Here is a 22,661-nt window from a genome sequence, read left to right on the forward strand (position 1 = left end):
GTTACCCCCACGAAAAGTAATATATGTAAAATATATTGGCTAGTTAATTCTAACAAAAAACTGTCGTTTTTTAAAACATTTTATCGAAAAGTTTACAAAAACTTAACATAATACATATTGTTGCATTAATAATACTAATAATGACTAATAAATATCTTACTTGTAGAATGTCCTTTTCTTGTAAAAAGTATGAATATGAAAGAAATCCTTTACACTTGACAAACTATTGCGTTATTATAATAAATTTAAAAGGAGGGAGTTTCTTCCTTTTTCTATTGAAAGTGTAAACAAATGAAGGAAGTGAATAAATGAAATTGAACAACATTCATTTCAAGAAAATGCTTGAGTGGTTCAACAAGAGGAAGAAACTACGTAATACATTATTCGTTTTCGGTGGTTTTTTCCTTATTATATTTATTGCAATAAATATAATGATCTTCATTCAAGATATATCAGCATTAAAGCAGGCTGTTCCGCAGCCAACACTTATTTATGATGCAAATAAAGAAGTGGCGGCAAAGCTATCTTCTTCCAAGACAGAAGGAATTACAAGAAAAGATATCCCTGATATTATGATTCAAGCAATTGTAGCAGTAGAAGACAAGAAATTTTTTAGTCATCATGGTATTTACTATAGCGGGATTATGAGTGCTGTATTAAAAAATGTTACTGCCGGGGAAGTGGTCGCTGGAGGTAGTACGATTACACAACAGCTCGCAAAAAATGTTTTTTTAACGCAAGAACGCACATTTTCACGGAAGTTTAAAGAGTATTTTTTAACAAAAAAAATAGAACGTACGTATACAAAAGATGAGATTATTGAAATGTATGTAAATCAGATCTATTTCGGTGAAGGAGCTTGGGGAATAAAAAAAGCAGCAAAATCATATTTCGATAAAGAAGTAAAAGATTTAACAGCAGCAGAAGCTGCGACAATAGCAGGTTTAATAAAGGCACCATCAACTTATTCACCATATAAAAATTTTAATAAGTCGATTGAGAGACGTAACGTTGTTTTATCGCTTATGAAAGAGCAAGGCTATATTACAGAGGAGCAATATAACAAAGAGAAAGAAACTGGTCTCGTATTACGTCGAGGTGTTGATGATAAGTATAAAGGAAAATACTCACAATATGTGGATTATATTGTGAGGGAGGCAATGGAGAAATATGAATTAACACAAAATGAAATCTTAGCTGGTGGCTATCGTATTTATACAGAGCTGGATCCAAAAAAACAACAGGCAGTAGAAGATGTTGCCAATAATGATAGTTATTTTAAGGGGAGTAGCTCTGATCAGCTTATGCAAACGGGTATTGTACTTATGGATCCGAAAACAGGCGGTATCCCAGCATTAGTTGGTGGTAGGGGAACGTATCAATTTTTACAATTTAATCATGCGACACAATTAAAAAGACAACCAGGATCAACGTTAAAGCCTCTTGCGGTATATGTTCCAGCTTTAGAACAAGGCTATGAGGTGTACGATATATTAAAGGATGAGCCATTTAATATAAAGGAATATCAACCTCAAAATAGTGATCACAATTTTCATGGTGATGTGACAATGTATGAAGCGGTCGCAAAATCTTATAATGTACCAGCGGTGTGGTTGTTAGAACAAATTGGACTAGAGAAAGGTTTGAAATCTTTAGAACGATTTGGTATTCCATTACAAGAGGAAGACCGTACTTACCCTATTGCTTTAGGCGGGATGCATACTGGTACGTCTCCATTTGTAATGGCTCAAGCTTATGCTACTTTTGCTAATAATGGTGTACAAATTGAAGGCCATGCAATCCAAGAAATACAGAATGCTGAAGGAGAAATAGTTGGGAAATGGTACAAAAAAGAAACCCGAGTAACGAATGAGAAAATTGCTCAAAAAATAACGTACTTATTAAAAGGCGTTGTTGAAAAGGGAACAGGTGAAAAAGCAAAGGTGAAAGCTATTGATACTGCCGGTAAAACAGGGACAACTCAGCTTGTGGATGGCCCGAGCAGTGGAGCGAAAGATTCATGGTTTGTTGGTTATACTCCAGATTTAGTTGGGGCAATTTGGGTAGGGTATGATAAGACAGATAGTGAGCATTATGTGCCAGGTGGTAGCCAAATTACAACGACAATGTTTCGAGATATTATGAAAAAGGCTACTGGAAATCCTGCTCAAAAAGCATTTGATTTATCACTTATATCGGAAGTAGATTATACAAAACAGCTGAAGACAGTTGAAGAAGAAAAAAGAAGAAAAGAAGAAGAGAAGAAACGAAAAGAAGAAGAGAAACAAAGACAAGAAAAGCAGAAAGAATGGATCGATAAAGTAAAAGGGTGGATCCCCTTCTTTTAAAAAAAAGAGGCGAATACGATTCGTCTCTTTTTTGTATGAAGTGAAATTCTTTAATTGGATGAATTATTATTCATTGAAAAGAACTTTTGTATTGGAATGAGATTGTGGACTGTAAGTAATTGAGAGTGTTCCTTTACTAATCGGTTCATAAGATAGATCTTCTTCGTACTTTCCATTATTTTTATTGTGAATAGACAATGTAATTTCATCAATGTCCTTGTCCTTATATTGTTCTTTAATTTCCTCTGCGATTTGATTTAAATCATGATGGGCAGAAGCTTCTGTAATAATCATTCCCTTGATAACTCTTTTTTCTTTAGAAGAGGAAGACGAGAGAGGTATTGTGTTTTGTTTTGCATATAACAGCTCATATGGGGCGGTATTACGGTTTCCTTCTGCTTTTGATGTATTATTATATTCCAGAGCTAAAAAGAATCCAGAGCCTAAAAGCATACATGACATAAGGATAATCCAAAAACGTATTGATGATGAGATTTTCATTTTCATCCCTCTTTCATATCAATGTCTTCGTTATCTATCATACAAAATAAGCGTTAAGCTAGAGTAAATTTGAGGTAAAGAAAAGTAAAGAAGGTGATAATGCGGAAGTGGTTCAACTAGCTATCGGTGGAAGATGAAAAAACTTCCACTGACGGGAGTTTCACTTTAAAACTACATTTTTTTTGTTAATGGAATTGAGATGATAAATGTTGTACCATTTTCATTACTCGAAACTTTTAAAGTTCCATTATGATTTTGAATGATTTTTTTTGTAACTGATAGCCCGAGTCCGGTTCCTGTATCTTTTGTAGAGAAGAATGGATCGAATATATAGTCTTGAATAGCCGCCGGAATGCCAGTTCCATTATCTTGGAATGTGATGCGGACAAAGTTATCCAAACGATGGCTTGCGATTTGAATGGCTAAAGGCTTATTGCTTTTCGCATCTACAGCATTTTGAAATAAGTTCAAGAAGACTTGAACCAGCTCATGCCGGTCGATATTCACGAAAATGCCTTCTAATTCGGAAGATAAATGATAATCAATGGAAATGTTATGCAAAAATACTTCACTAGCGAGTAGTTGCTGAATGTATTCACGTAAAAAGGCATTGATGGGAAATGGTTCCCTTTTAAATTCGTGTGCTTTTGAAATTGATAAAAACTTAGTGATGATATTATTTGCGCGATCTAATTCAGGTATGAGTAAGTTTTTAAATAGTTCTTTATTGGAATATGAAACACTCTCTTGTAAAAATTGTAAATATCCACGTACTGTTGTAAGTGGGTTGCGAACTTCATGTGCAATTCCAGCTGCAATTCGACCAGCTAAAGCGAATTTTTCAGCATCGCGTTCTGTATTTAAATAATGAAAGACACTAATTACGCGGAAAACTTCTCCATTATGGTCACGAATAATTCGATTGTTAGAAATGCCATAGTTTTTGTCTAGCACTTCTTCATTATATATTTCTTTCCCACTTCGTAATGTTTCTAGAGCTTTAATTTTTTCTTCGGGTAAGTTTAATAAATCTTGAATTGGTTTTCCGATTATAGCACTCCGCAGTACACCGAAGTCATCTGCTGCAGCTTGATTACATAACGTAATTATTCCTTTATTATCAATGAAAGTTACATGGTGTGAGAAGGCATCAAAAATATGAACAAAATGTTTTTCCAGTTGTTCAAATAGAAACAAGGAATCACAAGTAAGAAGAAAATTTGGTTGTTTATCTTCTTTTGGTATGTGTTCAATAGAATGAGAATGTTCTTTTTTTTGTAATCGTAAACCAAGCTGTGAGTTTTCATATGTAAAATGGTGTGGTAATTCATCCACTAATTGTTCATAAAATCGAACTTTATTTTCTAATTCTTTGATTTGATTTTCACGAGATAAAATAGTATCCTCTTGAAGCATAAATAAATAACCCCTCAATTTAAAAATTCTTCCATCTAGTATATCATATTTTTATAAGAGGAATTTTAAATGAAGTTGAATGTTTTTCCAATATAAGTAGTTTATTCCGCTATTTGCGGGCAGTAATACTCCCACCTCAAAATTTGGTGAAAGCAAAGAAGTTAGGTGGGAGATAAACTGCCTGTAAAAGCCCGATTGGTGAAGGCTAATAATCAGTGGGGGATGGAGCCCCCCGACTGATTAAATTTCCACTTTATGATATAGCGTGAAAATTTGTTAAGGGGGATTAGCGTAGCCCTTGTCAGTTAAGGATTCACTGAGTGGAAAGAATAGGATATATAATCGTGAGAAGGGAGGAATAGGAATGATTTCTATTGGATTAACAGGCTGGGGAGATCACGACTCTTTATATACAGATTCCTATGAAAATAGAAATAAATTGCGAACATATAGTGAGTATTTTCCCATTGTTGAAGTTGATAGTTCATTTTATGCCATGCAACCAGCTCGTAATTATACGAAATGGGCTGCTGAAACACCAAAAGATTTTTCATTTGTCGTCAAAGCATATCAAGGGATGACTGGACATCTACAGGGAGACATTCCATTTTCAAATATTGATGAGATGTTTGAATCATATAAACAATCGATTCTTCCGCTTCAAGAAGCACATAAATTAAAGGTAATTTTATTTCAATATCCACCGTGGTTTGATTGTCAAAAGAAAAATGTAGATTTACTTCGTTATACAAAAGAGAAAATGGGAGACTTTCCATGTGCAATTGAGTTTCGAAATCAAACATGGTTTTATCCAAATATGCACGATAAGACATTGCAATTTTTAGAACAAGAAAAGTGGATTCATACAATCTGTGATGAACCACAAGCTGGAATCGGGTCTGTTCCACTTGTATTAGAGGCAACTCATTCTGAAATGGCATTGATACGTTTTCATGGTCGTAATGTTCATGGATGGCTTGATAAAGGAGAAAATTGGCGAGCGGTCCGGTGTTTATATCGCTATAATAAAAAGGAACTAGGAGAATGGGTGGAACGATTGGAAACAATGCAGAAAAAAACGAAGAATATATATGTATTATTTAATAATAATTCCGGTGGAGATGCTGCTGATAATGCGAAGCAACTGATGGAAATGATGCACATTACATATGGAGACCCGAAACCAGAACAATTAAACCTATTTGAATAATATAAAAAGAAAAACACTGTACAAACAGGGGGAATGTACAGTGTTTTTCTATATGAAAAAGAGGGGTAACAATGTTACTGAGCGTTTGGTTGATTCATCAATTGTTGGCTTCATATTAAATGATAATGGTTATCATTATCATTGTCAATAGTTTTTCATAAATAAAATAAAAAATAATTTGTCCCGCTATTTGCAGGCAATAATACGGACGTAATTTCTTTTCTATGAAATCAAAATGATTGGTAGTTTTAATCGCATGAAGGAAATGATCTTGTGGAACGAATTCTTTTGTGAAAATTTTCAAACACTCATCGAGGAGATTGTTTCATGCACCCCTCATAGTAAAATCTCTTCGTTTCCTCTTGTGAATCAGTGTTAACAGATAAGATGTGAGATTCAGATACAAAAACAGGCTGTGGAGAAAACTTTCTCCACAGCCTGAAGAACAACGCTTAGAGCTCTTCTTTTTCAGTTACATATTGTTGTAAATCAAATGGAGTTATTTCTTGAATGAACTCCTTTGAGATAAGTGATTGAACGAGTGTGCTTTCTGAAATTGTAGCACCTGTTTTCTTTTGATATGCCTGTTTCAATAAGCCGAGTTTTTCTGCCGTTTCTTTTGGTAATTCGATTGTTAATGTGTTCATCATTTCTCCCCCTTATTACTAGAGTACCACTACAAAATAGGAGAAACAAGGAAAGAGAATATGAAACATAAAAAAGGTTACCAACTTTAAACTTGGTAACCTTTTTTATGTATAAGAACTATATTTATTCTTTTATGCAATACCGATATACTTTAAAGTTTTTGATGGGGTACTATGATCAAAGAAGTGTTGTAAAAATGCAATATCAACACCAGATTTATATGCACAATATCCCCAAGTTTTTCGAAGTGTATGTGAGCTAATCCCTTCTAAACCAACTTCTTTTGCAGCTTTGTTTAAAATGTACCATGCATGCTGTCTTGTAATGGATTTTGTTCCTTTTTGAGACTTTAACAATGGTTCATTTCGTTTCCAATTTTTACGTTCTTTCATGTAATGTTCGATCGCGTGCTGTAAGTCTTCATTTACAGCAAACCATTTATGTTTCTTTACTTTTTCATTGTAAAATAAAATGGAATGACGAACATTTTCGTTTTCATCAATGACATCACCGACTTTTAATTGTAAAATCTCGCTTACTTTTAGACCAGAATTTACAGCTAATACGAATAATAAGCCATCACGTTTCGAAGATTGTAAAAGTATATTTTTGATTTTTTCTAATTGTTTTTCGTTTTGAATAGGTTGTCCTGCTTGTTTCATTTCACGCACTCTCCTTTTTTATATGTGTAAAGGAAAGGATTAACTTGTTTACTACTATAAAGGGAGAGTGTGAATTTCATGTGAACTCCTCGTGAAATTAAGACAAATTATTTGACTTCTTTTATTTTTTGTAAATCGAAATAGAAGACGACACTATCATCGGTATTATACACACCGTACTCAGCATGATGAAGTTCTAAAATGTTTTTCACAATGGATAGACCAAGACCGGTTCCCCCAGTATGACGGCTACGGGAAGCATCTAGACGATAGAAGCGGTCCCATATTTTCTGGAGACTTTCATCTGGGATTGGATTACCGGTATTCTCGATTTCTATTTTCACTTTTTCTTCATTTTCTATAATACGAATGCTCACCTCTTTACCATCAGGTGTATAGCGAATTGCATTACTAAGTAGATTCACAACAACTTGTTCAATACGATTGCGGTTCGCTTCAACATAGATAGAAGGATTTGCATCGATTTCTACTTGTAAATGTTTTTTTTCCATACTAAATAATAGCTTTGTATATACTTGTTGAACAAGTTCCCCCATTGAAAAAGGGCTCATTTCTAATTTATACGTTCCAGATTCTAGTTTGGCCAGTTCTAGCATTTCGACGATAAGTCGATTCATATTTTCTGTTTCCTCTAAAATAACATCTGTATAGTATGTGTTATCTTTACTGACACCATCTTTAATGCCTTCTGCAAAGCTTCTAATAACACTTAGTGGTGTTTTTAATTCATGAGATACACCAGAAATAAATTCTTTTCGAGTTTTTTCTAATTGGCGCTCTCGCTCGATATCTTGTTGTAATTTTGTGTTTGCGATATTTAATCGATCAATTCGGTCTTTTAAGTTAACTGATAATGTATTAATGCTGTTAGATAAACCGCCAATTTCATCATCTGCTGAAACAGGTAATTTTTCAGTGAAATCAAAATTAGCCATTTTTTTTGTAACACGATTCATTTTAATCAGTGGTTTAGCAATGATTTTTGAATAATAAAAGGATAGTAAAATAATAACAAAAAATACGATAATTAATGCATAGACATAATAGTCTTTTAAAACGAGCATTGCTTCATCGACAGGTTGTAAGGATGTCATTGCAAAAGCAAATTCGTTAATTTTCCCTTTTTCAATAACAGGTTGTACAAAAATTTGGCTTTTGACCTCATCGTCTCCACCTATTATATAAGTAGTCAATTCGTTTGAATCAGCTTTACCAAGGAGGACAGATAATTCCCAGTGTTGAACACCTTGTAGTGTCTCTAAATTATTTGCAAGGCGAATATCATTTTTTGAAGGCAGGTGTATTTTTGATACAATCCCTTCAAAATCATGGATACCTAGTCTTGTATCTTTTGTGTACTTGTTTTTCTTGGAGTTTGTCCAGTCAATATCAAATAATTTAAAGTCAGAAATGATGTTATCATTTTTCCAAGAATTATAATTAGTTGTAATTGTAACAGGGATAATTACGTTTTCTTTTAAAATGCCATTAATGAGAATTAAATCATTATTTTTCAACTGTAAATTCATAAATTTTGTGTATTCATCGGTCGTTAAAATGTTGTTGAGCGGAATTGAAAATGTTTTATTAGACTTACTATCAACAATTTCAATATAGTAATTATTTTCATCTCTTATAATTCCATTGCGATCTAATAACACAACGTCAGCATTTGTTCTTTCGTGAAATTCTTGTTTGAGTTTTCGTGTTTCTTCAAAGGACTTATCACTTTTTTCGTAACGGGATAAAAAATTTTCAAAAGCAGTTTGGACTGTTTTCACTTTTTTATTGACATAAAATTTTTCTAAAAATAATGATTGTCCAAGGAAAAAAAGTAGAAAGGTAATAGTAAATAGTGTTGATGTTAATAAAAATAGTTTAAAGACAATACTTCTTTTTTTCACTTTTTCACCTCATAAAAGAATACTTGCATAAATATTTTCTGCTGGTAATACTGTCCCTGCTTAACTAACTAGGTTGGCGATAAAGTGTTCAGGGATTAAATTTTAACTTTATTATAACAAACGTCAAAAGAAAGTAGGTATTGAAAATCTGTCTCCTTTTGGAGTAGTTTTTTATAAAAAGTCATATAAATTGAAACGAAAAGTGGTTCTTTAAGAGGGTGCATTTCAGTTTGCTTTGGATATTTATGGATGACAAAAAGAACTTGCCAGACGTATGACAAGTTCTTTTATGTATTATTGTTGAATAGCTGCGTCTAAAGCGATTTCAATCATTTCGTTAAATGTTGTTTGACGCTCTTCAGATGTTGTTTCTTCGCCAGTGAAGATATGATCACTTACAGTTAACACAGATAATGCATTGACGCCGTATTTTGCTGCTAATGTATAAAGGGCAGTTGTTTCCATTTCTACAGCTAATACACCGTAATCACCAAGTTTTTTAACCATGTCCATGCTTTCACGGTAGAATACATCTGCTGTTAAAACGTTACCAACACGAATGTGTAATCCTTTTTCTGTTCCCGCATCATATGCTTTCTTTAAAAGGTCGAAGTTTGCAGCTGGTGCAAAATCAAATCCAGGGAATGTTAAACGGTTCATGTTAGAGTCAGTGCAAGCTGTCATCGCAATAATAACGTCGCGCACTTTAACATCTTTTTGAATTGCGCCACATGTTCCAACGCGAATTAAGTTTTTCACTCCATAGCTTTGGATCAATTCGTTAACATAGATAGAGATAGAAGGAACACCCATGCCTGTACCTTGAACGGAGACACGCTTTCCTTTATAAGTTCCAGTGAACCCTAACATACCACGCACGTTGTTATAGCAAGTTACATCCTCTAAAAATGTTTCTGCGATATATTTTGCACGTAATGGATCACCAGGTAGTAAAATAGATTCAGCGATTTCGCCTTGTTTTGCTTCAATATGAATACTCATAAAACAACCTCCTTGTTATGTATCGATATAAATCAACATCATCTGCATTATACACTAGGAATCCAGCCATTTAAAATCTTTTTCTTATTTGTAATATGTGCAACATAGAAGGATTTAATAAACTACAATATAGAATAAATAGTAACAGGAATCTTTTTTATAGAATGAAAAAACTGAATTAGGATTAGATTTATAAAAAATACGGCAGGTGATTTCGTGAAAAATCTTGTCATTGGATTAATTGCATTATTACTTATTGTAGCCGGTGGATTTTATATGAAAAAACATCAAGGAAAGACAGAAACAACAGGGGATGTTCAAGAAGTAAAGTGGGATATAAAAAATAGAAAAGGAAATGAAAAAGTAGATATTAATTTTCAATTGTTCAATAAAAATAACAATGAAGTTCGTGGAGTTAATGATCAAATTCGAGCAATTATTGTAGATGAACAGCTGAAAGAAATGCAACAAATGAAGCCTGCTTTTGCTGGTAATGGCTCATATAAGTTGTCTCCAGGTATAGAGAAGGATAAAGCTTATACCATTTTCTTGTATGAAGATCGTGATAAGACAGAACAATCATTTTCTAAGAAAAAATTTGGGGAAGAAGAGAAGAAGAAACAGAAAAGTCTAGTTGGAGACAGTGTACTTACAAAAAAAATTGGTGATTATCAAACTTCTCTTTTATTTGGGGCCTTACATCCAAATGAAGCTGCTACATTAACATTTCAGTTTCAGACGAAAAAGGGAGAAAGGGTGAAGCTTAGTTCTAATACAGGTGAACGTGCAGCCCTTTATATTATTGATGAAGCAAGAGAACACTTTATATACGCAGTGCCTGTCGATGATGAAGAGCAGTTGCAATATCGCATTACATTTCCGGAAGAAGGAGTATATAAAATATGGGGTGATTTTTATTTAAATGGGAAAAAGTATGATAAAGAGTTTGTAATACAAGTACAGAAACGAAAAAACAGCTAGTGATGCTAGCTGTTTTTTCGTTTTCCTATTAATTTTGTTACGGCAAGCATTGTAATTGGTAAGGAGTGATTTTTTCGGAATGCTAAATATTTTCCACTCCATGCTGGTTTATATTTTTCTTTAAAATGTCGTAAACCACTAAAACTATACGTATAACGAACATTATTGAAAATTGCAGCAGCGACACGCTCAGACCAAAATGATTGGGCTGATAAACCAACATTAGAGAGAGGAGCCATACCAATATTAAAGGAATGGTAATCGTTATCTTTTGCCCATTGGAATAAATGGATAAAGATTGCATCCATAATTCCACCAGGTGCATCAGGATAATAGCGCATTAAATCAACAGAAATTTCACCGTCTTGATAAACAGGCATAAATGTTGTAAATGCAATGATTTTCCCTTCAGCGTTAGATAGAGTTGCAATAGGGGCGCGATTTATATACTCACGATCAAAGTATCCAAGAGAAAAACTTTTTTCTTTTTTTCCTCCAAGCCAAGCGTCTGAAACTGTTTTTAACTCCTCATATAATTCGTTTGAAAATGGTGGCTGATGAATAGAGAATGTATAGCCTTCACGCTCAAAACGATTAAAAGTCGCTCGTAATCCAGCACGTTTTTTCCCTGATATGGTAAAGGTATTTAAATCCACGACAGCTTCTTCACCAAGTTTAAAGAAATTATAGCCAAAGTCATGATATAGGCTCATCCATTTACTTTCAATTTGATAGAAGACACAAATATAACCAAATCGATCCGCCTCGGCTAAAAATTCTTGTAGTACGTTGCGAAACGAAGAAGGATCACCGATTGGATCGCCCAGTACTACAAGCCGTTTTCCAGCTGTTGAAAATAGAAGAAGTGCTTTTCCATCATTACTGAAAAAGAATTGTTTATCACCTAAAAAACCTAAGTGACTTAATACATTTCCGCCGTATTCATCTAAAAAGTTTTGCAAGCGTTTATCGTTTGCTGGTTGCCCAGGAAATACACTGCGATAGCGATTCGCAATAATAGATCCGATGAGTAAAAAAGTTGGTACAAAGAAGGCAGCAGCAAGTGCACTTCGCTTTACTTGTGTAATATTACGAACGACAAAATCAGGCTTGAAGGCTTCTTTTGCTCCTGCGAATAGAATACCTAAATTTTTATACAAGTACAGTGTTAGCAGTAAGAATATGAATACTTTTACGATATCAGAAAGTGAAACCTCCATTTTTTCACGCACAAATCTTTTGCGAAGCATATATAACACAGCAAGCACAATTAGTAAAATAAAAGTCTCTTCAATATCGATTCCTTTTAGTGTGTTAAAAATGGCTGCTCCAATTAAAGAAACAATTGTCATGTAGTAGGAACGTTTCGTCCCATAATAGATACCCCTTGATAGAATAAGGAGAAGAATTCCAAATGTGAGCGATAAACTAAAAGAAAATTGAATAAGATGTTTTGGAGCTAAAATATGTAACGCGTGAGCGCGATTTACACTTGTTGGTAAAATGGTTGATAAGATAACCATTAAGCCGGCAAAGACTGTTAAAGCAGCAGATGCCCATGAGCCTAATTTTCCTAAGAAATCGCGTTGTAAGGTCCAAATGACACCTGTTGTTTCCAATGCAGGTGCAATAAATGGTTTATCTTCAATCTTTTTTAATGCTGCTCCGGTCATTTCGAAAGCGGCAAAAATTAAACCGAGACAAAATGGTAAAATATAGTATACAAGGCGGTATAATAACATAGCTGGTAATAATACGCCTGTATCAATCCCGTATTGGCCTAATCCAGTTAAAAAGACAAGATCAAATGAACCAAGTCCTCCTGGGACAAGACTAACAACCCCTGCTAAAGCAGCGATAACATAAACACCTAAAAATTTTCGGAAATCAATGTCGATTCCAAATAATATTAGAATGACATACATAACAATACCGGCAGAGAGCCATTCGACTAATGAAACGAGTGAATATAGAACCGTTGGGTTTTTTTCTTCTTCTTGTCCTTCGATGGTTTGTTGTTTTCGATTTTTGATTTTAGAAAATCCAATATATAAGGGTACAAAAAGAGCGAAAAAGATGAGAACGGGCCAGAGCCAAGGTTTTTCGTGCAAAATAAAACTGGTATCTAGTATTCCTATAAGACCAAGGAATGAGAGAAGGGCTAATCCATTAATAAAGGCGGTTGTCATCCAAGCGATACTTTTAATGAGTTTACCATTCTCTTTTACGTGAGGCCGATATAGCATGGTGCGTATACCAGCTCCAACGAGGCCACCAAAACCAAGAAATCCATTTAAAGTATTGGCGGTCCATGAAACGCGGAAAATCTTTTGCACTGGTATATCTGCTTTTAAATAACGTAGCATCACAAAGTCATAAAAGAACATTGTAGAAACAGCAAATGCACCAAGCGTAATTGCTAAAAAGACTCCTCCGGTTGGAATGTTTTTAATTGTTTCAATCGCTTCTCGAAATGAAATACCTGATAACTCTTTTCGAGCCTGAAAGAATACAATTGTTAATACAACAAATGGAAAAATAATTTTTCCGATTTGTAAGAAACGTTTCCATGAAAACGACATAAATACAACTCTCCTTGTGTAAAAAAACTGAGACAATACTATTATTATGACAAACTTCATAGAAAATAAAAAGGTAAATTACAGGATATAAAAGCTATTTTTTATATAAATATGGAATTTATATATTTTTTCATAAATATCACGCCTTTGAAGTTTGTTTATTCAGAAAAATGAGTTAGAATGAAGCAAAAGAAGGAAGAGAGGGAATGTAGATGCTGGTAATAGGTTATGTAGGCTATGAATTAGAAAAAGCACAACCTAATACATCGGAAGATTTTTTTAATCGTTCTGAAATGACATATATATTGGACGGACAGGAAAAAACATTTTCTGTATTATATCTCCGTTATTTTGAAGAGATTTTGCAAGAATTTACTTCTTTTGAAGGAAATCCAGTTTTTAAAATAGAAGAACAAGACATATATTTACGTGATATCGTGGCTCTCGCTTGTTTTATTAAGAATAAAGAGCTACGTGGACAGAAACGGGTTTATATAAATATAATAGAAGATTTTCAAAAATATTTTGATGATAAAACAATGGTAAAAGTACAAGAGATAATGATTCAGTTACATAAGAATAAAAAAGTAGAAATAGTGTGAAATGGCAAAGGAGAGAAAAGGATATGTCTAATTCAATGGTTGAAAATCAAACACAGCAGGTTTCAGTGTTTTTAGAAGAAGTCATTACCTTGATGACGGATTATGTAAATTATCATACATTACCCTCTTTATTGGAGGAGACACCAGCAGGTAATAAAAATTATTATGAGGGATTGTTAGCGTCATTAAGACGACTGCTTGTATTTTGTGAAGAAGGATTAGATGCATGTCTTGTTTTGCTTAGTAGTCAACCGTTTCGAAAAACAGCTGCCGAAAAAACATTATATAAAATTTATCATCAAGTGATTGCTGAATTTTTCTCACCAAAAAGTGATCAGTGGTATGAGAATAGCCGGTCTGCATATACGGGGAAAAATTCCATTGCTTTTCAACAAACGCCACCACATTCAATTGGAAAAGTGATGGAAAAATTAGAGGGGAAGTTTCAGACAATGCGTGAAGAACTTGAGTATTATGAAACTGATTATCAAACAAAGATGTTACACAAATATTAATAGGGAATGTAAAGTTATATACGATATTTAAATATAAAGTATATGTTTAAATAAAGCGAAGAAGCTATGGGAGACATAGCTTCTTTTCCTTTTTGTACGGAATATAAAACACTTCAATTGAATATAGTTAAAGTGGATAGCATCAAGGAGGTGTCCTATGAATCAGCAAGGTGTATTTACGGATTACTTTCATGAAGTAGAGAGTTGGTGCGAAAGTGTTCTTCATGTATTAGATAGTCGTGCAATGGAAGTGTATGATGTCCATATGCTTGCTTATAAAATTCAAATGTTATTAGAGCGTATGAAAGAAAATGAATATGAGACAGATACTGAATTTATGTATGAGATAAGCGAGGATGTAGAACATATTCAGCACCATTTGCAGGAAGTATTTATGCAAGAAAATGAACAGAATGAACAATATGAAGTGTATGAGAGAACGTATACAGAACGAGCCGTTCCAATTGGTGGGCACACGCTTCCTCCCTTACCTTATCCATATAATGCGTTAGAACCGTATATTTCTCGAGAAATTATGATATTACACCATGATAAACACCATCGTAGTTATGTTGAAGGATTGAATAAAGCTGAAAAAATGATGGAAGAAGCAAGAAAAACAAATCAGTTTGATTTAATAAAGCATTGGGAAAGAGAAGCTGCTTTTCATGGTTCAGGGCACTATTTGCACACGATATTTTGGAATAACATGAAAAAAAATGGAGGCGGAAGCCCACGAGGGGCATTATCACAAGAAATTGAGAAGGACTTTGGCAGCTTTTTACGTTTTCAAAAGCATTTTACTGAAGCGGCATCGAAGGTAGAGGGATCTGGCTGGGCCATTCTTGTGTGGGTACCTCGTTCCGGGAGATTAGAAATTTTACAAAGTACTCTTCATCAATTATTTACACAGTGGGATACGATACCATTACTTGTGCTTGATGTATGGGAACACGCATATTACTTACAGTATCAAAATCGCAAGGATGAGTACATTAAAAATTGGTGGAATGTTGTAAATTGGAAGGATGTAGAAAAAAGATTTGAAAGTGCCAAACAACTTGAGTGGATACCATATTAGACGCATATTTGTGCGTCTTTTTTGCTGGGATGGAACAGAATATTTCATTCATAATTTAAAGGGCCAAGCATACACTTGTACAAAAAAGTGCCAAAAGGACGTGGGGGAATATGAGACGAACTTGGATAATGATTATACTTCTCATAATGTGTGCAAGTGTTCTGCCAATTCATACATATGCACAGATGAATGATGTGAGTGCCCATAATGCCATATTGATGGAAGAGAATTCTGGACGTGTTTTATACGGGAAGTTAGAACATGAATCGCAAAAGATTGCTAGCATTACGAAAATCATGACAGCTTTACTTGCTGCTGAATCAGGAAGAATGAAAGAAGCTGTTCCTATTAGTGATAAAGCTGTTCGCGTTGAAGGATCCGCGATTTATTTAAAACCCGGATGGAAAGTACCACTAGAGGACTTAGTTTACGGCTTAATGCTTCGTTCGGGTAATGATGCAGCACAAGCAATTGCTGAAAATGTTGGGGGGAGTATAGAGGGATTTGTTTATTTGATGAACGAAAAGGCGAAAGAAATTGGAATGAAAGATACGCATTTTTCAAATCCACATGGTTTAGATGGGGATGGCACGCACTATTCGTCTGCGTATGATATGGCAATTTTAACGAGATATGCAATGGGGAATGAAACGTTCCGGAAAATTTTTGGGACAAAAACATACCAATCGAAAGTGTGGGACTATCCGTGGAAAAATAAACATAAGCTTGTGACATCTTATTATGAGTTTGCAACTGGTGGGAAGACGGGATTTACGAAAAAAGCAGGAAGAACACTTGTTACAACAGCTTCAAAAGATGGCTTAAATCTAATTGTCGTCACACTCAATGCTTCTAATGATTGGGAAGATCATATGTATTTATTTAATCAAGGGTTTAAACAATACATGTTAACGAAAGTTTTGCAAAAAGGAGCTTTGTCTAATTTGCAAGAGAAAAAGTATGCAAATCATGTTTATACAAAAAATGATTTCTCTCTACCGCTAACGGAAGATGAGAAGAGCCAGGTTATGCTAAAAGTGGAGTTTGATAAAACTGCAAATTTAGTAGATGGAGAAAAAATCGGTAAGACAATTGTTTATGTCGGGAAAGAAAAAGTCGGGGAACGTAATTTATTTTATAGTAAGCGAAAAATGGTTGCTACAACAGGGGTATATTGGAATGATGTCAGAGAAATCTTTTCTCACATGTTAGGTGTTGGAATAGATGGTTAACCTCGTATGGGTGGCGATGGCGATCATTGGAATTGTATATGCAATGGTGAATGGAACAATGGAGGAAGTCAACAAAGCGGTTTTTGAAGGATCGAAAGACGCGGTGACAATCTGTATTGGACTCATTAGTGTGCTAGTTTTTTGGTTAGGTTTAATGAAGATTGCTGAAGAAGCAGGTTTGTTAAAGAAACTAGTTTCATTTTTCATGCCGGTTGTAAAGCGGTTATTCCCAGAAATACCGAAGGACCACCCTTCGATGGGATTTATTTTATCCAATATGATGGCGAACTTTTTTGGGCTCGGAAATGCAGCGACCCCACTTGGTATTAAAGCGATGGAACAGCTGAAAGAGCTAAATGGAGGAAAGGATTCAGCAAGTCGCTCAATGGTCACGTTTTTAGCTTTAAATACATCTGCGATCACATTGATTCCAACTACTGTAATTTCAATTCGGATGACATATGAGTCAGCGAATCCTACTGAAATTGTTGGTGTTACGTTTATCGCACAAGTACTATCGATGATTGGAGCGATTTGGATTGACCGCTATTTTTACCGAAGAAGGAGTAGAAAGGGGCGGAAAAAATGAGTCTTATTAATACAATTTCATTATGGGTAATTCCATGTGTTATAGGCTTTATATTATTGTATGGGACGATAAAAAAAGTTCCGACCTATGAATCATTTGTAGAGGGCGGAAAAGAAGGGATTCAAATTGCTATTTCTATTTTGCCGTTTATGGTTGGGATGCTTGTATCTATTTCTATTTTTAGGGCATCAGGTGCACTAGATGCGATGATATTGTTCATGAAGCCGATGTTAGATATGGTTCATGTGCCTGCAGAAATTGTACCACTCGCTCTCATACGCCCGATTTCAGGATCTGCAGGTTTAAGTATTACAACAGATTTAATTGCTACATACGGGCCAGATTCGTTTATTGGAAGGTTAGCTTCGACAATGCAAGGCAGTACAGATACAACTTTTTATATTTTAACAGTGTATTTCGGTGCTGTTGGAATTCGTAAAATGGGAGATGCATTAAAGGTAGGATTGTTCGCGGATTTAATTGGTATTATTTGTTCTATTGTGTTTGTTTCTTTATTGTTTCATTAATTCTATTCATTTTTTGAGTCACTTCGCTTATAATACGTATACGACCACTATTAAGGTTTAGCTTAATAGTGGTTTTTTTATGGAGTATTTTTGACAAAATAATGAACTTTTGTTGTGAACAATAATAGAGAGGTAAACAATAATAAAGGATTAAAGTCGCGTTTGACCTTTATAAGTTTACAATCATGGCTATGTTGTTTATGGTAGGCTAAGCAAATTGCCGTATGTTCTAGGCGGTTGCCAAGTCTTTCTAATGAAGGTAAGATAAATTTGAGGTGAAAAAAGGAAATGGAACGACTACAAAAAGTGATTGCGCAAGCAGGTATTGCATCAAGAAGAAAAGCTGAAGAACTTATTCAGCAAGGAAAAGTGAAAGTTAACGGTAAAGTAGTGACTGAGTTAGGAACGAAGGTAACTCCTCAAGATAAAGTAGAAGTAAATAATATTCCCCTTGAAAAAGAAGAACCTGTTTATTTCTTACTATATAAACCAACTGGTGTAATTTCGAGTGTATCAGATGACAAAGGTAGAAAGGTTGTTACAGACTTCTTCCCTGAAATCAAGCAGCGTCTTTTCCCAATTGGACGCTTAGACTATGATACGTCTGGTGTATTACTTATGACAAATGACGGTGATTTTGCAAACATATTAATGCATCCAAAGTATAAGGTTGAAAAAACATATGTTGCGAAAGTAAAAGGACCTTTAACAGGTGAGAAAATTCGTATGCTAGAAAAAGGTGTTGTATTAGAAGATGGAAAAACAGCACCGGCACATGTGAAAATTATTTCTTGGGATAAACGTAAAGAAATCGCAATTGTACAGTTAACAATTCATGAAGGACGTAATCGTCAAGTTCGTCGCATGTTTGAAGCGCTTGGCTGTAAAGTAATGAAACTAAAACGCGAACGCTATGCTTTCTTAGAAGCAGGTAGTCTGCGTCCTGGTGATGCGCGAGAGTTATCACCTCATGAAGTGAAACAATTACGTGCAGCTGCGTCTACGAAACCGAGATAAGTGATAAAGTAAAACGATCACCAGTGGGAATATCCCACTGGTGATTAGTTAAATGAAACATTTTTGTGAGCGGTTACGAAAAAATATATGCTAGTGCGAATAATGTGAGGGATAAGTTAATAGTTGTAGAAATTCTATATACATTCATCAAAGAGAGGAGAGAGAATATGAAGAAGAATCGCTTACTATTTCGCGTGCTCATTTTGCTTGTTTTAAGCGGAGCAGTAGGTTTTACACTGTATCAAGGTTTTTTTGTTGATAAAGAAAAAATGCAAATTGGGGAAAAAGCACCTAACTTTGTTGTTTCAGATTTAGAAGAAAAGAAGATTGAACTAAAAGGTTTGAAAGGAAAAGGAGTATTCTTAAACTTTTGGGGAACGTGGTGCAAACCTTGTGAAAAAGAGATGCCTTATATGAATGAGTTATATCCAAAATATAAAGAAAAAGGCGTTGAAATCATTGCATTAGATGCAGATGAAACGAACATTGCGGTGAAAAATTTTGTCAATCAATATGGTTTAAAGTTCCCAGTTGCAATTGATAAAGGTTCAGAAGTAATCGGTACATATGGAGTTGGACCTTTACCAACAACATTTTTAATTGATAAAGAAGGTAAGGTAATCGAGAAGATTACTGGTACGCAAACGAAAGAACAAATGGAAGCGTATTTAAAGAAAATTACTCCGTAATAAAGAAAACCTTTACATAATAGATAGAAAAAGTTCAATAGAGGACGGTGCTTTGCATTGCAATAGTACCTCTCTAGAAAATTCTGAGTATTGCGGTAAATTGATTTTAGAAGATACAATGATATATAGAGAGAAACAAGGGGCGGTGAGAATAGTGGAACAAATAAAGTGTGAATGTGGACATATAAATCCAATAGGTACAATTTTTTGTGAAGCTTGCGGGAAACTATTTGAAAACAATGAAGGTAAAAATCTATTGGATATGCGCTATGAGGGAAGCGCAAGGAGGTCTCTCACTCATACAAAAACGATAGTTGATAAAATCTGGAGTTTTTTCTCTTCTGTTAAAGTAGGCGTATGGCTTATTGTTATTACTCTTTTAGCATCAGCGGTAGGAACGATCTTTCCGCAAGAAATGTATATCCCTCCCGGTGTCGCTCCAAGTGAATATTATGAACAGGAGTATGGTGTTCTCGGACAACTGTATTACCAATTAGGCTTTAATAATTTATATAGCTCATGGTGGTATATGATTCTGATTGCCTCAATTGGTACTTCACTTGTGATATGTAGTTTAGATCGTGTAATACCACTCTATAAAGCTTTAAAAAAGCAGGGAGTAAAAAGACATCCAAGTTTTTTAAAGAGACAACGATTGTACGGGACCGGTTCTCCAAAAGAGGGAGATTTAGAACAGATTCAAGTTAATTTAAAGAAGAAGAATTATAATGTAAGGGTCGAAGATGAGAATATTTTAGCGGAAAAAGGCCGTTTCTCTCGCTGGGGCCCATATGTAAATCATATTGGTCTTATTATTTTTCTATTTGGAGCAATGCTACGTTTTCTTCCAAGCATGTATGTGGATGAATCAATGTGGTTACGTGATGGTGAAGTGAAAGAAATCCCAGGGACAGATGGCAAATACTATTTAAAGAATGAGAAATTTATAAAAGAAGTGTACGATAAAGAAAATAAAGAGGATAAAGTGTTTAATGCTGCCATTGATCGTATAGGGGATAAAATGATAGCGAAAAATTTTCAAACAAATGCTGTGTTATATAAGGCAGTAGGAGAAAATATAGCAGGTCAAAAGCCGAAACTAGAGAAGGTACAAAAAGCCGAGATTCGAGTAAATGAACCGCTGAAGTTTGATCAACTCGCAATATATCAAGTCTCTTATAAAGAGAGTGAGTTCCGTAGTATGTCGTTCCATTTGCAAAATAAAGAAAGTAGTCAAAAATGGGGACCAATTACTGTTGATTTAGCGAATCCAAAGGAGACGTATGATTTAGGGAATGGGTATTCTCTTACACTATTAAGCTATTTTCCAGATTTTTATTTCGATGAGAATGGGAAGCCAAATACAAAGACAAAGCTGCCAAACAACCCGGCTTTCGTGTTTAAAATGTTTACACCAGAAACGCCAGAAGGAGAAGTGAGTTTTGTAGGGATTCAGCAAAATATAGAGCCAGCAGGGAACAATAAATATAAAATGTCATTTGCTGGAGTGGAAATGCAAAATGCCACAGCACTTACTGTGCGTAAGGACTTGACGCTATGGATTCTTGGAATCGGGGGATTTATTTTCATGGTGGGTGTCATTCAAGGGATGTACTGGAATCATCGTCGCATCTGGATACAACGAGTTAAAGATGAATGGTGGATCGCTGGGCATACAAATAAAAATTGGTTCAGCTTAAAGAAAGATATTGAAAAAATACTTGAAGGAACATCGATTCCACAACCATACGATAAAGTAACTGATAAAAAAATTAGCTAAGGTGGGGAGAATATATGGTACAAATAAGCAGTAATTTCTTGTTTGTCGCTTTTATTTTGTATTTAATTGCAACACTCTTCTTTGGAGGAGCAATTAAAGAAAAAGGTAGAAAGTGGGCGAATATAGGGATAACCATAACAATTTTAGGATTTGTCGCCCAAACCGTATATTTCGTAACAAGGTGGATAGCCTCAGGGCATGCGCCAGTAAGTAATTTCTTTGAGTTTGGTACATTCTTTGGCATGATGCTTGTTGGTGCTTTTATTATTATGTACTTTATGTATCGAGTAAGTATAGTGGGGCTATTTGCTTTACCAGTGGCTCTTTTATTGATTGCATATGCGAGTATGTTTCCGAGAGAGATTTCACCGCTTATTCCATCATTAAAAAGTAACTGGCTACATATTCATGTAACAACAGCTGCAGCCGGACAAGCTATTTTAGCAATTAGTTTTATTACGGGTGTTATATACTTGCTTAAAAATGTAGATCAATCAAAACGAAGTAAACGGACATTTTGGCTTGAAGTAATTATGTTTACACTTGTCTGTACTGTTGGATTTATAGCGGTAACAACGGTCTTCTCTAGCACAAAATATGAAGCTAAGTTCCAATGGATTGATAAAAATGAACAGAAAGCAGAGATGAAATATAATCTTCCAGCTTTAGTTGGGCCACATGAAGGTAAGCTAGTGACAAATGGGAAATTTGAGCCTATTACAGAAGTACCTGCAATTATAAATGCGAAAAAACTAAATACAGTTATTTGGTCGTTGTTTGTCGGCACAGGACTTTATATTTTATTAAGGTTAATCTTACGTAAAAGAGTATCGGCAGCTATTCAGCCAGTAGTGAGAAACGCAAATAGTGATTTACTTGATGAAATTGGATATCGCTCTATTGCGATTGGATTCCCGGTGTTTACATTAGGAGCATTAATATTTGCGATGATTTGGGCACAAATTGCATGGACACGTTTTTGGGGATGGGATCCAAAAGAAGTTTGGGCACTTATTACATGGCTTTTTTATGCCGCGGTTCTACATTTACGTCTATCCAAAGGGTGGCACGGTGAAAAGTCAGCATGGCTTGCAGTAATTGGATTTGCTATCATCATGTTTAATTTTATCGTGGTAAACTTAATTATTGCTGGTTTACACTCTTATGCGTAAGTTGTTTATTGTTTTTGTAAGCAGGAGAAAATGGGAAAGTGAATGTCACTTTCCTATTTTATTTTTGTCAATTTTTCTTCTTTTTTGAGAAAAACATGACAAAGTATAGGTTGATTTTGTAAAATGATGTCGAGGCCTAAATGTCCTGTTCAAGAAAAATACATAGTTTTGGAAAAAAAATG

The 22,661-nt window shown here is 34.7% G+C and carries 20 protein-coding genes; 13 read left to right on the top strand and 7 right to left on the bottom strand.

Going from position 1 to position 22,661, the window contains the following annotated elements:
* Positions 1-308 precede the first annotated feature (308 nt).
* Positions 309-2,348: a transglycosylase domain-containing protein gene (locus AZF08_RS26990; protein ID WP_033675279.1), complete on the top strand. Its 2,040-nt coding sequence runs from the start codon at positions 309-311 to the stop codon at positions 2,346-2,348.
* 66 nt (positions 2,349-2,414) lie between these two features.
* Here AZF08_RS26990 and AZF08_RS26995 read toward each other — a convergent pair whose 3' ends face one another.
* Positions 2,415-2,849 (bottom strand): hypothetical protein, encoded by a 435-nt coding sequence (locus tag AZF08_RS26995; RefSeq protein WP_033675280.1) that lies wholly within the window; start codon positions 2,847-2,849, stop codon positions 2,415-2,417.
* A 171-nt stretch (positions 2,850-3,020) separates the two neighbouring features.
* Positions 3,021-4,265 (bottom strand): ATP-binding protein, encoded by a 1,245-nt coding sequence (locus tag AZF08_RS27000; RefSeq protein WP_033675281.1) that lies wholly within the window; start codon positions 4,263-4,265, stop codon positions 3,021-3,023.
* 364 nt (positions 4,266-4,629) lie between these two features.
* Between AZF08_RS27000 and AZF08_RS27005 the strand changes: the two genes are divergently transcribed.
* Positions 4,630-5,475 carry a DUF72 domain-containing protein gene (locus tag AZF08_RS27005; RefSeq protein WP_033675282.1) on the top strand — a complete coding sequence of 282 codons (846 nt, stop codon included), beginning with the start codon at positions 4,630-4,632 and terminating at the stop codon, positions 5,473-5,475.
* A 452-nt stretch (positions 5,476-5,927) separates the two neighbouring features.
* On the opposite strand, the gene AZF08_RS27010 is transcribed toward AZF08_RS27005, so the two are convergent.
* The 4 genes from AZF08_RS27010 to deoD all read right to left on the bottom strand — a co-directional run bounded on the left by AZF08_RS27010 (position 5,928) and on the right by deoD (position 9,712).
* Entirely contained in the window at positions 5,928-6,122 is a 195-nt protein-coding gene (locus AZF08_RS27010; RefSeq protein ID WP_033675283.1) for a DUF3924 family protein, read from the bottom strand.
* 132 nt (positions 6,123-6,254) lie between these two features.
* Complete coding sequence (locus AZF08_RS27015; protein ID WP_033675284.1) at positions 6,255-6,785, bottom strand: tyrosine-type recombinase/integrase; 531 nt, start codon at positions 6,783-6,785, stop codon at positions 6,255-6,257.
* A gap of 107 nt (positions 6,786-6,892) precedes the next feature.
* A complete protein-coding gene (locus AZF08_RS27020; RefSeq protein WP_033675285.1) occupies positions 6,893-8,710 on the bottom strand; it encodes a sensor histidine kinase in 1,818 nt (605 codons plus the stop codon).
* 294 nt (positions 8,711-9,004) lie between these two features.
* A complete protein-coding gene (deoD, locus tag AZF08_RS27025) occupies positions 9,005-9,712 on the bottom strand; it encodes a purine-nucleoside phosphorylase (protein WP_033675286.1) in 708 nt (235 codons plus the stop codon).
* A 216-nt stretch (positions 9,713-9,928) separates the two neighbouring features.
* Here deoD and AZF08_RS27030 point away from each other — a divergent pair, with 216 nt between their 5' ends.
* Positions 9,929-10,693, top strand: a complete 765-nt coding sequence (locus tag AZF08_RS27030; protein WP_033675287.1) for a hypothetical protein — start codon at positions 9,929-9,931, stop codon at positions 10,691-10,693.
* Between the two features lie 5 nt (positions 10,694-10,698).
* Here the strand turns inward: AZF08_RS27030 and mprF are convergent, their stop codons facing one another.
* Entirely contained in the window at positions 10,699-13,275 is a 2,577-nt protein-coding gene (gene mprF / locus AZF08_RS27035; RefSeq protein ID WP_033675288.1) for a bifunctional lysylphosphatidylglycerol flippase/synthetase MprF, read from the bottom strand.
* A gap of 212 nt (positions 13,276-13,487) precedes the next feature.
* Between mprF and AZF08_RS27040 the strand changes: the two genes are divergently transcribed.
* The 10 genes from AZF08_RS27040 to ccsB all read left to right on the top strand — a co-directional run bounded on the left by AZF08_RS27040 (position 13,488) and on the right by ccsB (position 22,479).
* Positions 13,488-13,877: a hypothetical protein gene (locus tag AZF08_RS27040; RefSeq protein WP_033675290.1), complete on the top strand. Its 390-nt coding sequence runs from the start codon at positions 13,488-13,490 to the stop codon at positions 13,875-13,877.
* 23 nt (positions 13,878-13,900) lie between these two features.
* Positions 13,901-14,392 (top strand): YpuI family protein, encoded by a 492-nt coding sequence (locus AZF08_RS27045; protein ID WP_033675291.1) that lies wholly within the window; start codon positions 13,901-13,903, stop codon positions 14,390-14,392.
* 157 nt (positions 14,393-14,549) lie between these two features.
* On the top strand, positions 14,550-15,473 hold the full coding sequence (locus AZF08_RS27050; protein WP_033675292.1) for a superoxide dismutase: 924 nt from the start codon (positions 14,550-14,552) through the stop codon (positions 15,471-15,473).
* 110 nt (positions 15,474-15,583) lie between these two features.
* On the top strand, positions 15,584-16,705 hold the full coding sequence (locus AZF08_RS27055) for a D-alanyl-D-alanine carboxypeptidase family protein (RefSeq protein ID WP_033675293.1): 1,122 nt from the start codon (positions 15,584-15,586) through the stop codon (positions 16,703-16,705).
* Positions 16,698-17,294, top strand: coding sequence for a spore maturation protein SpmA (gene spmA / locus AZF08_RS27060; protein ID WP_033675294.1), 597 nt, complete (start codon positions 16,698-16,700; stop codon positions 17,292-17,294). The genes AZF08_RS27055 and spmA overlap by 8 nt, the downstream gene beginning before the upstream one ends.
* On the top strand, positions 17,291-17,821 hold the full coding sequence (spmB, locus tag AZF08_RS27065) for a spore maturation protein SpmB (RefSeq protein ID WP_033675295.1): 531 nt from the start codon (positions 17,291-17,293) through the stop codon (positions 17,819-17,821). The genes spmA and spmB overlap by 4 nt, the downstream gene beginning before the upstream one ends.
* Before the next feature lie 288 nt (positions 17,822-18,109).
* The gene (rluB, locus tag AZF08_RS27070) at positions 18,110-18,838 is read left to right on the top strand and encodes a 23S rRNA pseudouridine(2605) synthase RluB (RefSeq protein WP_033675296.1); all 729 of its coding nucleotides are present in this window, start codon (positions 18,110-18,112) and stop codon (positions 18,836-18,838) included.
* Positions 18,839-19,005: 167 nt separating this feature from the next.
* The gene (gene resA, locus AZF08_RS27075; RefSeq protein WP_033675297.1) at positions 19,006-19,527 is read left to right on the top strand and encodes a thiol-disulfide oxidoreductase ResA; all 522 of its coding nucleotides are present in this window, start codon (positions 19,006-19,008) and stop codon (positions 19,525-19,527) included.
* A gap of 151 nt (positions 19,528-19,678) precedes the next feature.
* The gene (resB, locus tag AZF08_RS27080; RefSeq protein ID WP_033675325.1) at positions 19,679-21,307 is read left to right on the top strand and encodes a cytochrome c biogenesis protein ResB; all 1,629 of its coding nucleotides are present in this window, start codon (positions 19,679-19,681) and stop codon (positions 21,305-21,307) included.
* A gap of 14 nt (positions 21,308-21,321) precedes the next feature.
* The gene (gene ccsB / locus AZF08_RS27085) at positions 21,322-22,479 is read left to right on the top strand and encodes a c-type cytochrome biogenesis protein CcsB (RefSeq protein WP_033675299.1); all 1,158 of its coding nucleotides are present in this window, start codon (positions 21,322-21,324) and stop codon (positions 22,477-22,479) included.
* Positions 22,480-22,661: the final 182 nt, after the last annotated feature.

The sequence above is a fragment of the Bacillus gaemokensis genome (assembly GCF_001590835.1).
Taxonomy (GTDB): Bacteria; Bacillota; Bacilli; order Bacillales; family Bacillaceae_G; genus Bacillus_A; species Bacillus_A gaemokensis.